This is a genomic window from Paenarthrobacter sp. DKR-5 (assembly GCF_018531425.1).
Classification (GTDB): domain Bacteria; phylum Actinomycetota; class Actinomycetes; order Actinomycetales; family Micrococcaceae; genus DKR-5.
The window spans coordinates 21511-34762 of the sequence record NZ_JAHBOI010000007.1 but is presented as its reverse complement, the minus strand read 5'-3'; the positions used below and the strand labels follow the sequence as shown (position 1 = coordinate 34762).

At 67.3% G+C, this 13252-nt stretch carries 12 protein-coding genes and 2 pseudogenes; 11 read left to right on the top strand and 3 right to left on the bottom strand.

Features of this window, described 5'->3' with window-relative positions:
- Window positions 1-29: 29 nt before the first annotated feature.
- The 10 genes and pseudogenes from KIH31_RS14990 to KIH31_RS14945 form a co-directional block, all read left to right on the top strand.
- Complete coding sequence (locus KIH31_RS14990; protein WP_307857672.1) at window positions 30-1583, top strand: multicopper oxidase family protein; 1554 nt, start codon at window positions 30-32, stop codon at window positions 1581-1583.
- Between the two features lie 69 nt (window positions 1584-1652).
- Window positions 1653-1997: an NADH-quinone oxidoreductase subunit A gene (locus KIH31_RS14985; RefSeq protein ID WP_214427952.1), complete on the top strand. Its 345-nt coding sequence runs from the start codon at window positions 1653-1655 to the stop codon at window positions 1995-1997.
- On the top strand, window positions 1988-3169 hold the full coding sequence (locus tag KIH31_RS14980; RefSeq protein WP_214427951.1) for a hypothetical protein: 1182 nt from the start codon (window positions 1988-1990) through the stop codon (window positions 3167-3169). Before KIH31_RS14985 ends, KIH31_RS14980 begins: the two co-directional genes overlap by 10 nt.
- Window positions 3166-4098: a complex I subunit 1 family protein gene (locus KIH31_RS14975; protein ID WP_214427950.1), complete on the top strand. Its 933-nt coding sequence runs from the start codon at window positions 3166-3168 to the stop codon at window positions 4096-4098. The genes KIH31_RS14980 and KIH31_RS14975 overlap by 4 nt, the downstream gene beginning before the upstream one ends.
- A gap of 4 nt (window positions 4099-4102) precedes the next feature.
- Window positions 4103-4678 (top strand): NADH-quinone oxidoreductase subunit J, encoded by a 576-nt coding sequence (locus KIH31_RS14970; protein ID WP_214427949.1) that lies wholly within the window; start codon window positions 4103-4105, stop codon window positions 4676-4678.
- Window positions 4678-4980 (top strand): NADH-quinone oxidoreductase subunit K, encoded by a 303-nt coding sequence (locus KIH31_RS14965; protein ID WP_214427948.1) that lies wholly within the window; start codon window positions 4678-4680, stop codon window positions 4978-4980. Before KIH31_RS14970 ends, KIH31_RS14965 begins: the two co-directional genes overlap by 1 nt.
- Complete coding sequence (locus KIH31_RS14960; protein WP_214427947.1) at window positions 4977-6812, top strand: proton-conducting transporter membrane subunit; 1836 nt, start codon at window positions 4977-4979, stop codon at window positions 6810-6812. The genes KIH31_RS14965 and KIH31_RS14960 overlap by 4 nt, the downstream gene beginning before the upstream one ends.
- A 2-nt stretch (window positions 6813-6814) precedes the next feature.
- Complete coding sequence (locus KIH31_RS14955; RefSeq protein WP_214427946.1) at window positions 6815-8302, top strand: NuoM family protein; 1488 nt, start codon at window positions 6815-6817, stop codon at window positions 8300-8302.
- Between the two features lie 3 nt (window positions 8303-8305).
- Window positions 8306-9754, top strand: a complete 1449-nt coding sequence (locus KIH31_RS14950; RefSeq protein ID WP_214427945.1) for an NADH-quinone oxidoreductase subunit N — start codon at window positions 8306-8308, stop codon at window positions 9752-9754.
- Between the two features lie 105 nt (window positions 9755-9859).
- Window positions 9860-10024 (top strand): annotated as a pseudogene (locus tag KIH31_RS14945) (helix-turn-helix domain-containing protein); the annotation flags it as partial.
- Window positions 10025-10176: 152 nt separating this feature from the next.
- Here the strand turns inward: KIH31_RS14945 and KIH31_RS14940 are convergent.
- Entirely contained in the window at window positions 10177-10566 is a 390-nt protein-coding gene (locus tag KIH31_RS14940) for a heavy metal-responsive transcriptional regulator (protein WP_214427944.1), read from the bottom strand.
- A 172-nt stretch (window positions 10567-10738) separates the two neighbouring features.
- On the opposite strand from KIH31_RS14940, the gene merA reads away from it, so the two are divergent.
- Complete coding sequence (merA, locus tag KIH31_RS14935; protein WP_214427943.1) at window positions 10739-12181, top strand: mercury(II) reductase; 1443 nt, start codon at window positions 10739-10741, stop codon at window positions 12179-12181.
- Between the two features lie 95 nt (window positions 12182-12276).
- Here merA and KIH31_RS14930 read toward each other — a convergent pair.
- Both KIH31_RS14930 and KIH31_RS14925 read right to left on the bottom strand, forming a co-directional pair.
- Window positions 12277-12823, bottom strand: a pseudogene (locus tag KIH31_RS14930) (ATP-binding protein); the annotation flags it as partial.
- Between the two features lie 220 nt (window positions 12824-13043).
- A complete protein-coding gene (locus KIH31_RS14925) occupies window positions 13044-13250 on the bottom strand; it encodes a hypothetical protein (RefSeq protein ID WP_214427942.1) in 207 nt (68 codons plus the stop codon).
- Window positions 13251-13252: the final 2 nt, after the last annotated feature.

Here is a 13252-nt window from a genome sequence, read left to right as displayed (position 1 = left end):
ATATTTTTCTGAACTTCAAGGAATTATTCGTGAACCCTGACCTTTCCCGCCGCGCCTTCCTTGGTGCGGGCCTGACCGTAACCACCATGGCAGCCATCGCCGCCTGCACCCCCGCCCGGCCCCCCGCGGCCGCCGCTGTGAACCGAATCATGCCCGACAACCCCCTCGTCGCCGCCACTGAAGCGTCCCGCCCAGCCACCGGCACCACGGTGACCCGTGCCCTGACCGCTGATGCCCTCACGGCCGACGTCGGCGGCCACCGTGTAGCGACCTGGGGGTACAACAACACCCTCAACGGGCCCGTGATCAGAGCCAAGGCCGGAGACCGGCTCACCGTGCCCCTGTCCAACCGGCTCAAGCAGCCGACCACCATCCACTGGCACGGACTCGCGCTGCGCAACAACATGGACGGAGTCCAGGGCCTCACCCAAACGGCTGTGCCAGCCGGCGGCGGGTCCATGACGTACGACTTCCGGCTGCCGCACCCGGGCACCTACTGGTACCACTCCCACGTGGAAATGCAGCGCGAACGCGGGCTCTACGGGCCCCTGATCATCGAAGACCCCCGCGAGCCGCTGGCCTATGACCAGGAATGGGTCATCGTGCTCGATGATTGGCTCGACGGGATCACCGGCACCCCCGACGAAGTCGTCAAAGAACTCTCCCGGGGCATGGGCAACACGGGAACCATGGGCGGGATGAACATGGGCTCCGACACGGCGTCCCCGTCGGCGGGCATGACCATGGGCCACATGCTCATGGGCAGCTACAGCGCCTTCCTCGGCGGCGACGCCGGGGACGTGAGCTACCCCTTCCACCTCTTCAACTCCCGCACACCCGACCGGCCCGAAACCTTCACCAGTAAACCCGGTCACCGGATCAGGCTGCGCGTGATCAACGCCGCCGGGGACACCGCCTACCGCGTCGGCGTGCCCGGCCAGAAGATTACCGTCACGCACAGCGACGGCTACCCTGTGAAACACCAGGACCTCGACGCCGTCGTGCTCGGCATGGGCGAACGCGCCGACCTGCTGCTCACCGTCAAACCCGGGCAGACACCGGTGCTGGCCCTGCCCGAAGGCAAACCCGGACGCGCCTACGGCATCGTGAGCACCGGCACCGGCACAGCTCCCGCAGCAGCGGACCTGCCGCGCACGCTCGACGGGACCGTCCTGGACGGCGGCAGCCTCAAAGCCGACCCGTCCGTGCTGCTCGCGGCGAAGGCCCCCGACACCGTGCACGAACTGCACCTGACCGGCGGCATGGCCAAATACGACTGGGGCCTCAACGGGCGCCGTTTCGACATGAACAACCCCCTCGCCGGCACCTTCGACATCCGCCAGGGCAACCGCGTCCAAGTGAAATTCATCAACGACACCACCATGTGGCACCCCATGCACCTGCACGGACACACCTTCCAGCTCGCCGGCAACGGCGCCCGCAAAGACACCGTGATCGTCCGGCCCCGGCAAACCGTCACCGTCGAATTCGACGCCGACAACCCGGGGCAATGGCTCACCCACTGCCACAACGCCTACCACGCCCAGCAGGGCATGATGGGCGTCTTCTCCTACATTGCATAAGGTAAGGGTACTGAGGAAAACCCGTGCGGCTCCGGCGCGGCAGGAAGACCGAAGGAAGCGTGATCGTCAATGTATCTAGGCATTCTGGTTCTGCTCGCTGCGGTCCTGGTGTCCGTTGGCGCTCTGTACGTGTTGTCGCGGCTCACCGCCGTGGCCCGCAATCCGTTGGTGAGCCGGCCTTTCCTGAGCGGGTGGGTCCCGGAGGAACACGCCCTTTCCCGCTACCACGCCCGCTATTACCCCGTCACGTTGCTGTTTCTCGCGTTCGACGTCGAGATGCTGTTCATGTATCCGTGGGCCGCGGTGGTTTCCCGGCTCGGGCCCGGTGCGGTCATCGAGATGTTCGTGTTCCTCGGGGTGCTGATGGCAGGGGTCTTCTGGGCATGGCGGGAGGGGGCGTTCAAATGGGCTTGAGTTCCTTGCTGGCGCGGGTGGCGACTTCGCGGTGCCATGTGCTGCTGGTCGAAGTTCCAGGCGCCGCATCAGTACGGATGGAGGTCCAACGCGAACTGGTCCGCCTGGGATGGGTGGAGGCGGACTCCCCCTCCGAGGCGGACATCCTCTGCGTCTGCGGAGCGCCGTCCGGTGAGCTTCTCGGTGCGGTGGACCGAGTGTGGGAGCAACTGCCCGGACCGCGCGCCAGGACAACGGTCGTGACGGCCGAGCAGGTCGCCCGGGAGCTGCACGGCTGCGCAGAGCGGTTGCGCGAGCCCGCCGCACAGACCGCCGACGCCGCAGGGCGCGACCAACGGCCGGCGGAGCCGGACGACCAGATGGACGACAGCGACGACATGAACCACGGGGGCATGGACCACGGGGACATGGACCACGGGGACGGGAATCACGGGGGCATGGACCACGGGGACATGGACCACGGCGACGGGGACGATGGCATGGACCACGGGGGCATGGACATGGACATGCCGATGCCCGGCGGTATCGGTCTGGCAGGTCAGGAGGAGGACCGGGACGGCCTGGACCTGGACGTTCTGCATCTGCCTCTGGGCCCGGTGCTGCCTTCCTGGCCAGCCGGCCTGGTGCTGCGCTGCACGATACAGGGCGACGTGATCTTCTCGGCTACGGCGGAGCTGCTGGAAGGCACCCCCGCACCAGATCCGCTTGCCGCGGATGCCCGGGCCTTCATCGTTCACCGGACCGATCTCGCCGGCCGGGTGCTGCGGCTCGCGGGCAGCGACGCCGCGGCTGAGCGGATGTACCGGATCCGGAACGCAGCCCTCGCGGGCGAGCCGCTGGGTGATTGCCGCGGACCGCTCATGGCGGAGCTTGCTGCCCTGAAACGCTCGGTCCTGCTGCGCCGCTCGCTCCGCGGGGTGGGCACCATTGGGGCTGATTCCTTCCACGCTGAGGCGGGCACCGATGCATGGGCGCGGCTGACCGGTTGGGTTGAAGGGGCAGTCCGCGCCGCCAACGGGGAAACGGACGCCGCAGGCGTGCCTGCTTCCTGGCCTGTTCAGGCCGCGTTGCTGGAGCAGCTGGTGGCAGGTGAGGAACTAAGCCGCGTCCGCCTGCTCGTTGCGAGTCTCGACCTTGCACCGGTGGGGACCCCGGAGGTGTTGTCCCGGTGAGCGCAGGCGTTGAGCAGGTTTCACCTGTATGGGCGGTCGTCGCCGCGATCGCGGTCCTGGCGGCGGCGTTCGCCGGCGCAGCCGTGGACGGCGCGTTGCAGGCGCGCCCGGGCGCCCGCCGGGCCGGCATGTTGGCACCGGTCGCCGAGGGCGCGCGGCTGCTGCGCCAGCGCCGGCGGACTCTCGTAGCGGCTGACACGCTTCTGTGGCGCGTCGGGGTGGCCGGGTTGCCGGTGGTTGCCGTGCTGATGGCCGCGGTGCTGCCCTTCGGGCGATGGGTCATCTCCGACCTGCCGGTAGGTCTGGTCTGGTTCAACGCCATGGACGTGATGCTGTGGGCGTTGGTGTGGATGGCGGGGTGGGGCCCGAACGCCGCCTACCCCTTGGTGGGCGGGTACCGCTTCCTGGCGTTGGCCCTGGCCTACGAACTGCCGCTGATGTTTGCCTTGACCGCGCCCGCCGTCGCCGCCGGAAGCCTGCGCATGGCGGACATCGTCGCAGGCCAGGACGGGCTCTGGTATGTGGTGTGGATGCCCGTGGCGTTTCTCGTTTTCTGCGCCTCAGTGCTGGCGTTTTCGCTGCACCGCCCGTTCGATGCGCCGCTCGCCCGTGACCTGGCCGGCGGTGTGCTGGCCGAGGCGTCGGGGGTCGACCGGTTGCTGTTGCTCGCCGGACGCCACGCGCTGCTGGCAGTAGGCTCCGGTTTCGCCGTTGCCCTCTTCCTGGGGGGAGGCTCCGGACCGCTGTTACCGGCATGGGTCTGGTTCCTGGCGAAAACCCTTCTCCTGCAATCGGTGCTGTTGGTCGTGCGCCGGCATCTGCCGTCTGTGCGTCCCCAGGCGCTGATGGCAGCGGCCTGGGCCGTGGCCCTTCCCGCCACCTTGCTGCAGGTCGCCGGCGTCGCCGTCGTTGTCGTTGCGAGAGGTTGAATTCATGCTCACCACTGTTCTCTTCATTGTGCTCGCCCTGGTGGCGGTGGCAGCCGGTATCGCCGTGTTCCGTACCGACTCGATGGCGCGGGCCACCTATGCCCTGGCGGCGTCGTTCGTCGCCGTGGGAGCCATGTTGCTGCAGTTCAACCTCGATTACATCGGCGTGGTCACCATCCTGATGATGGTGATGGAAATGGCCATCATGGCCATCTTCATGATCATGTTCATGGGCATGAACCCGGCGCTGATGCCCATGAGCATGGTGCACAACAAGCGCGGCTCCCTGCTGATCGCGGGAGGCGTTTTCCTGGTGCTGGCCGCCGGAGCCCTCCTGGTGCCCTGGCCCGCCCGCCGGGGCGCACCCGCCCCGGATCTGACCGTATCGCTGGGCGAGGCGATCATGGGCAACAAGATGCTGGTCATGCTCACGGTGAGCCCGCTGCTGTTCGCGACCCTGGTTTCCGCCCTTGTGCTCGCCAACCCGCGCGGCCGCTACCGCCCCTACCCGAAGCTGCCTGCGCCGAAACAGTCCGAATCGGGGCCGGAGCACCACGGCCACACGGGAGGGGGTCACTGATGGGCCTGCCCCTGGTTCTGCTGGCGGGCGCCGCACTTTTCAGCGTCGGCCTGTACGGAGCCCTGTCCCAGCAGGTCGTGGTGATGGTCATGATGGGCCTGGAGCTGATGATCAACGGCGTCATCCTCGCCGCCGCCGGTTTCTGGTGGTTCCTCGCCCCCTCCCCCGACGGCCAGGTTCTACTGCTGGTCGTCATCGCCGCCATGACCGTCGAGATGGCGATGGGTTTCGCCGTGGCCGCCCTCCTGCACAGGTCACGGGAGACGGACATGACGGACATGGCCGCGGAGCTTTCCGAATGAGCGCGCTCCTCGTTCTGCTGATCCTCCTGCCGGCCCTTGCGGGCGGCCTGCTCTGCTTGGCCGGGCGCCGCGCCGACAGGGCTGCGCCCGCAGTGGGCGTGGCCGTGTCCGGGTTGGTGCTTGCGCTTGCTGCGGCGGCAGCCGCGACCCGCCCCGTATTTTCAGCCCCATTCATGGCCGGGGCGGCCTTCGGCCTGGGGGTCGACGATTTGAGCGGGCCGATCCTTCCCGTGGTGGCGGCCGTGACGGTGTTGGTTCTGATCTTCGCAGCGGCGGCCGGGACAGCGGACCCGGCCCGCTTCCACGGATTGATGCTTCTCTTTTCCTCCGCGGTGCTGATCACCCTCACCGCCACGTCGCTTCCCGCCCTGCTCTTCGCCTGGGAAATCATGGGGGCCGTCTCCTACGCCCTGATCGGTTTCCGGTGGCGCGACGTCCACCGGGTGGGCTCGGGGCTGACGGCGTTTGTCACCACCCGGACCGCCGACCTGGGGCTCTACCTGGCGGCGGGCGCTGCCTTGGCGGGCGGGGGTTCGCTGGCGCTGGCGGACCTCCCGGGCCTCGACGGCGGCTGGCGGGACGCAGCCGCGGCCGGAATTCTCGTTGCAGCCTTGGGCAAGGCGGCGCAGCTGCCCTTCAGTTTCTGGCTCTCCCGTGCCATGGAGGGCCCCAGCACGGTGAGTGCCCTGCTGCACTCCGCAGCCATGGTCGCGATGGGCGGCTATCTGCTGCTGCGGATCCAGCCGTTGCTGGCCGCCACCGGTTGGGGTGCGACGACGGCGGCCTGGGTCGGTGCCGGAACCGCTGTGCTGCTCGGGGTGGCAGCGCTGGGCCAGCAGGACCTGAAACAGCTGCTGGCGGCATCAACCTCCGCGCAGCTCGGCTTCGTGGTGCTGGCAGCCGGCGTCGGCAACGTTGCCGGAGGCGCGGCGCACTTGATGGCGCATGCGGCTACCAAGGCAGGCCTGTTCCTGGCCGCCGGGGCATGGCTTGCCGCCCTGGGCACGAAAAAGCTCCCGGCGCTGCGTGGAGCGGCACGGCGCTGGCCGGTCATCGGCGCCTCGTTCACTGTCGCCGCGCTGAGCCTGGCAGGCATTGCCCCGCTCTCGCTCTGGGCGACCAAGGACGACGTCCTGGCTGCCGCACTGGAGGCGTCCCCGTTCCTGTATACGGCAGGCCTCGTCGGGGCGGTTCTTTCAGCAGCGTACGCAGGGAAGGCTGTGGCCATGGTGTGGCGTCCCCTCCCGGCTGACGCCGCCTCCGCCTACGACACGGAGGAACGAGGCACCCGCAGGATCAGTCCCTGGCAAACCGTGCCCGTCCTGCTGCTGGCCGCAGGAGCGGCAGTCGCAGGCCTGCTGGTGTTCGGCCCCGTCGCCCAGGCTTTAGGCTCGGGCCTGCGGGCCGGCCCGGAGCCGGGCCCGCTTGAGTTGGCGCTCTCCGCCGGCCTCGCCGTCGCAGTGCTGGCCTTGCTGTGGCGGTACCCCGAGCGTTTCCGGTCCAAGAGCGCTGCCGACTGGTTCGGGTTGGAGCGGGCCGCGCAGGCGGTGGTGGTCCGCCCGGTTTTGGCCGCCGCCGGCAGCCTTGCCCGCTTCGATGACCGGGTGCTGGACCGCGGCGTCGACGCGGCCGCCCGGCTGACCGTGCTGGCCGCGGGCCGCGCCGCGAAGACCGACGCCGTGGTGGACGGCACTGCCGAGGCAGTGGCCCGGGGAATTCGCAGTGCCGGCCGGCAGGCCCGGCGGCCGCAGACCGGCTTGATTCACCAGTATTACGCCCAGGCGGCGCTGCTCATTGCGGGCGCCGTCGTTCTTCTGGTTCTCGTGAGGTGAGCGTGCTTAGCTTGATCATTCTGCTTCCGCTGGCGGCAGCCGCCGGACTCGCAGTCCTGCGGCGGCTGCCCGATGGCGCCGCCCGCACTGTGTTTGCTCTGGCGGCAGTTGCTGAAGTGGTACTGACCGCCGCAGTGTGGCTCGGGTACTCCCGCAGCGGCTCCTCAAGCCTGGCCTACGAAGAGAGGCTGCGGTGGATCCCGAACGTCGGCAGCAGCTACCACCTGGGAGTGGACGGCCTCTCCTTGCCGCTGCTCGTCCTCACCGCCGTGATTTTCCTGGCCTGCGCCGTCTACGATTGGAAGGCCCGCGACAGGGCCCGCTCCCGGGCGGCCCTGTTCCTGTTCCTGGAGGCCACGTGCATGGGCCTGTTCGCTGCGCAGGACCTCATCCTGTTCTTCCTGTTCTTCGATCTGTCGATCGTCGGGATGTACTTCGTGATCGCCGGCTGGGGCCACGGTGACCGGGCACGCTCGGCGTTGAAGTTTTTCCTTTACACGTTCCTGGGTTCCCTGGCGTTGCTGGTGGGCTTCATTGGCCTGTACCTGGCCTCCGACCCGCACACCTTCGACATTCCCGAGCTGGCGGCGGCGGACGCCCTGCGCGGCAACCCGGCTGGCGGGTTCGTGCTTGCGGCCATCCTCGTGGGTCTGGCCGTCAAGACACCAGTCGTCCCGTTCCACACTTGGCTGCCGCCCGCGCACACCGACGCGCCGGCAAGCGGGTCCGCTGTCCTCGCCGGTGTGCTTCTGAAGATGGGCGCCTACGGGTTTGTGCGCATCGCCATGCCGTTGCTGCCGGACTCCTGGCGCGCGTGGGCACCGGTGATTATCACCGTGGGCGTTGTCTCTGTGCTTTACGGGGCGCTCGTCGCCCTGGCCCAGAGTGATCTGAAGCGGATGATCGCGTACACCTCCGTCAACCACATGGGCTACATCGTGCTCGCACTCGGGGCGGCCGGCGCGGCAGGCGGAACCGCCTCCGCGGTCCGGGCCACCGCTGTCACCGGGGCTGTGACACAGATGGTCAGCCATGGCTTGATCACGGGCGCTCTCTTCCTGCTCGCCGGGGTCCTGCAGGACCGGGCGGGAACCTACGACATGGGCGCCTTCGGCGGCCTGGCCGGCCCTGCCCCGCGCTACGCGGGCTTTTTCGCCGTCGCAGCGTTCGCCTCGCTGGGACTGCCCGGGTTCAGCGGGTTCATCGCGGAGTTCCAAGTGTTCGCCGGCAGCATCGGCGTCGTGCCGGTCGTCGCCGTCGCCCTCCCGGGCATCGTGATCACGGCCGCACTGTTCCTCAGAGCCCTGCAACGCGTCTTCACGGGCCCCGCCAAGGGCAGGACGAAGGGCTTCGGGGATCTGCGCCCGGTGGAGATGCTCTCCGCCGGCGGCCTCCTGGTTCTCTCCGCCCTGGTTGGCCTGTTGCCGGGGCCGCTGCTGGGAACGATCGCGCCCGCGGCGGACGCCGTCATCGCGCTGGCACGGTGGTAGCCGGTGGCCTTCCCTTTACTCGCCCAGGCGTCATCGGCCGGCCCGGCCCCGCTGGCATTGCTGCCCGAAATTTTCCTTCTGGCCGGAGCGGTCGTTGCCTTGATCACCGGCTCGTTCCTGCCCCGGCAACGGCAGTGGGTCAGCCGGCTCATCGCCATTGCTGCACTCGCAGCGTCGGCAGCAGCAGCAGCCTTTGCCATCACGGAACCGGACCGGACCATCTACGAAGGCGCCTACACGGTCGACGCCGGCACCTCCGCGGCCCGGCTGATCGTGGCGGTGGCCGCCGCGCTCGTCATCGCCCTCGGCACCGATGAGCTTCGAGGCACGGAGCGCGAAAGCGAAACCTATGCCCTGATCCTGCTCGCCTCGCTCGGCACAGTCGTGCTGGCCGGCACCAGCGACCTGCTGGTCCTCGCGGTCGCTTTTCTGCTGGCCAGCATCCCGCTCTACGCGCTCATCGGGATCAACCGGTCCCGCAGCAGCGCTGAAGCGGCACTGAAGACCTACCTGCTCGGCGCGCTCCTGGGGATCGGCCTGCTCCTGGGCGTGACGGTCCTATACGGACTGGCAGGCACGACCACCTACAGCCGGCTGGGCCAGAACCTTGGCACCGCACCCGGAGCGGCCGTCGCCGTCGGCCTCACCGGTGTCCTGGCCGGACTAATGTTCAAGGCGGGCGCCGTTCCCGGCCACTTTTGGGTGCCGGACGCCGCGCAGGGCTCAGGACTCACCGGCGCCGCCTTCGCCACAACGGTCCCGAAGATCGGCGGTTTCCTCGCCGCTTACCGGCTGCTCGCTGCCCTTCCCGGCACGGTCAACTGGCCGCTGCTGGTGGCCGTGCTCGCGGCCCTGACCATGACGCTCGGGAACCTCGCCGCCTACAACCAGGACGATCCCCGCCGCCTGCTGGGCTGGTCCACGGTCAGCCAGGCCGGATACCTGCTGATGCCCGTCGCGGTCACCGGGCAGGCGTCCTTGGCGCTGCCGGCCCTGATGGTGTATCTCGCGGGATACTCGGTGTCCAACCTCGCCGCATTCGCCGTCGCCGGCGCCTACCCGGGCCGGCGCACCCTGAACGCCTTCCAAGGACTCGCCGGGGCCCGGCCATGGCACGCCGCCGCCCTCACCGTTGCCCTCCTCAGCCTCGTCGGAACGCCGCCCACCGCCGTTTTTTTGGGGAAGCTCACCGTGTTCACCGCAGCCTGGGAAGGCGGATTCTGGTGGCTGACCGTCCTCGCCGCGGTCAACACCATCATCAGCCTCTTCTACTACCTGCGCTGGCTCGCCCCGGCGTTCCGTGCCGCCAGGCCAAGCACGCCCGGCGCCGGTGACTTCCCGGCCCAGCGGTGGGCAGCCGGAACCGCCGTCGCCGCAGCCTTGTTGCTCCTGATCTTCGGTGTTACCGCGGGCCTAGGCTGGGCAGTCATAGCCGGGCCGCCGCACGGCTAGCTGTACTGGGCCGGGACATTGTTGACATTTGGGGCTTGAAAAGGAGGAGGACCTCCGGGCTAAGTGGAGCTGTCTAGTTCACACACTTTGCACACGGAGGTCCTCATGTCCCACGCTATTGCGCGTTTGACGGTTCATGGAAGGCGGCTGATCATCGACCGGGTGGCTGCGGGCCGTCCGGTCGCTCACATCGCCGCCGAGCTGGGCGTGTCCCGGCAGACCGCGTACCGGTGGGCGAATCGTTTCCGGGCCGAAGGAGCCGCCGGCTTATGATTGTGTCAACGTGATCGGAGCCCACTAGGACGGCCTGAATGGTACCCACCAGCCAGACTCTTGGGACGCTCTCTTGAAGGTACTAACCACTGCCACGGGTCGGGGCGAGAGCCGATGTCCCGGAATGTGGCATCCGGAGGATGATGGTGTCAGAGGTAGCTGCAGATGCGTCCGGGATCGCAGCTTGCGTCGGTCCCGGACGCGGCGGTGGCGTGGAGGCCGGCAACGACGGATCGCAACGCCATCAGTTCGGCAATCTGGTGGTCCAGATCGGCTAGCTGGTTGGAGAGCAGGTCTTGGACGTGGGCGCAGGGGGCTTTTCCGGCGTCACGCAGGCCAAGGATTTCCCGTATCTGTGTCAGGGCGAGGCCTGCAGCCCGTCCGCGTCGGATGAACTCGAGCCGGGCCACGGAGTCTTCGGTGTAGTCCCGGTATCCGTTAAGGGATCTTTTCGCTGCGGGGAGAAGCCCGCTGTCCTCGTAGAAACGCAACGTCTTGGTTGTCATTCCTGCCGCTGCCGCGGCTTCACCGATACGCATCTTGAACCTTTTCATAACAGGTCACCAGGACGGCGATTCCTTGACATTCCAGTGTAGGGGAAGGTTGAGAATGAGATGCAGAGCAGGTCTTCGATCGAGGGCCGGCCAATGGCAGCAGCTGGGCCAGTAGTTGTTCGTGCGGCTGTTCTCCCTCCCATCTTTAGGAGTCCTTGTGTCGGTACCAGCCTTCGATTATGACCTGGCCATTATCGGTTCCGGTGGTGGTGCTTTCGCTGCGGCTATCCGGGCAACCAATCGCGGCAAGCGGGTGTTGATGGTTGAGCGCAGTACGGTGGGCGGCACGTGTGTGAACACGGGCTGCATTCCTTCAAAGGCCCTGCTGGCCGCCGCGGAAGCCCGCCACGTCGCCGTGGACGCTTTCGGACGGTTCCCCGGCCTCAGGACCTCAGCCGGACCGGTGAATATGCCGGAACTGGTCAGCGGGAAGCGGTCCCTGGTCGAAGCCATGAGATCAGAGAAGTATGTGGACCTCGCCGCGGACTACGGATGGAAGCTTCAGCATGGGACGGCGGCGTTTGCCGGGACCGCGGCTGCACCGGTTTTGAACATCACCGTCCCGGACGGGACCACGGAGACAGTGAGCGCCCAACATTATCTGGTGGCAACTGGTTCCAGTCCGTGGATCCCGGAGGTGCCCGGAATGGATGAGGTGGATTATCTGACGTCCACGAGTGCGATGGAGCTGCAGGAAGTTCCCTCTTCGATGCTGGTGTTGGGCGGCGGGTATGTGGCGCTGGAGCAGGCGCAGCTTTTCGCCCGGCTTGGGACGAAGGTGACCATGCTGGTCCGCTCCAGGCTCGCCTCGGCCGAAGAGCCGGAAGCCGGGAATGCCCTCGCAGGTGTCTTTAGCGATGAGGGCATTCGGGTTATCCGCCGGGCGTCAGTGTCTTCGATCCGCGCCGATCCGGCCAGTGGGGATGTGGTCGTGAGCGCTTCAGTGTCAGGAGGGCAGGAGGAGTTCGAGGCCGCCCGCCTGCTCGTGGCGACCGGCCGGCGCCCGGTCACCGACAATTTGAACCTCTGCATGGTCGGTGTTGAAACCGGGGAACGCGGTGAAGTCCTGGTCGACGGGTGCCTTCGCAGTACTAATCCGAGGATCTGGGCCGCGGGTGACGTGACAGGGCACCGGGAGTTCGTCTACGTAGCTGCCGCGCACGGGACCCTGGTGATAGAGAACGCCTTCGAGGGTGCCGGACGTGAAGTCGACTACCGGCACCTGCCCCGGGTCACGTTCACCAGCCCTGCCCTGGCGGCCGCCGGGATGACGGACAAGGAAGCGAACCAGGCAGGGATCCGGTGCGTGTGCCGGGTTCTGCCGCTCAAATTTGTCCCGCGCGCACTGGTGAACCGTGACACCCGCGGCTTCATCAAAATCGTTGCTGACGCGGACACGGGTCGGATCGTAGGGATCACTGCTGTGGGTAAGGAAGCCGGGGACATTGCCGCCGCCGGGGTCTACATTCTGGAGGCCGGGATGACCGTTGATCAGGTCGCGAACCTTTGGAGCCCCTACCTGACCATGGCTGAGGGCATCAAGATCGCAGCCCAGTCCTTCACCACTGACGTCTCCAAACTTTCCTGCTGCGCGGCCTGACACTGGGCTGGCCGCGAACGCTGCTTTGGGTGGCGGATATGACGTGGCCAATGACAACGCTTCTTGCTCGCGGGGAGAGCCGGCACGGCTCCCTTTTAGTGCGCGGTCCTCGTCAGGCTCTGGGCGAGTCGGTAGGAGTCAGTGCCCGTTTCGATAATGGAGCCGTTGAAGGTCAACCGGTCAACGATCGCGGCGCAGAGGCGCGGGTCGGTGAATGTCTTGGTCCAGCCGGAGAACGACTCGTTGCCGGCGATCGCGATGGAGTTCTTTTCTTCGGGTTCGGTCAGAACCTGGAAAAGGAGTTCGGCGCCTCGGCGGTCCAGTTCCATGTAGCCCAGTTCATCGGTGCAAAGCAGATCCACACGCCCATAGCGGGCGATGGTTTTGGTGAGGACTTTCTCGTCGGCGCTTCGACGAGTTCGTTCACGATCCGGGTGGCCAACGTGTATTTATCCCGGCATCCCTTCTCCGCTGCAGCGGTGCCCAGACCGATAAGCAGGGGGATTTGCCTGTTCCGGAGTCCCCGATTAGGCATAGTGGTGCGCCTTTGCGGATCCAGTCACCGGTAGCGAGGGTGTAGATGGTACCGGGGTTTATGTTCGTGTTCGCGTCGAAGTCGAAGTCACCGAGCCATTTGTCCCGGACGAGTGCCGGAACCGCGGCCACCGCGGGAGCTGTAACTGCTGATCTCCTTTCAAATGAGGGGCCCGCACTGAAGGGCGGCCGAGCCTGACCGGTCGATCTGCTGCGGCCCGCCCGGCAACGATAAGCTCAAATGATGGGCGCCAGCCTCGGAAACACGAACACCAGCACGGCTGACGTGCGCATGCCATGCGCTGCCGCAGGAAGGGCGCCCTGCAGCTTAGTCGGGCCGGGGCGCAGCGTCACCCGCAGGAGTCATGGGGCTGCTTCGTAGGAATGTTGTCCACACGCGGAGCTGCACGACGACGCCGAGGGTTGTGAAGAGCACCATCACGGGTGAGGTTGGGCCGGCCAGGTCCAGGATCAACAGTGCCACCGGTACCCCGAGGAGAGCCCAGGCGACCGCTCGGGCGCGGGCTGTGTGCATGG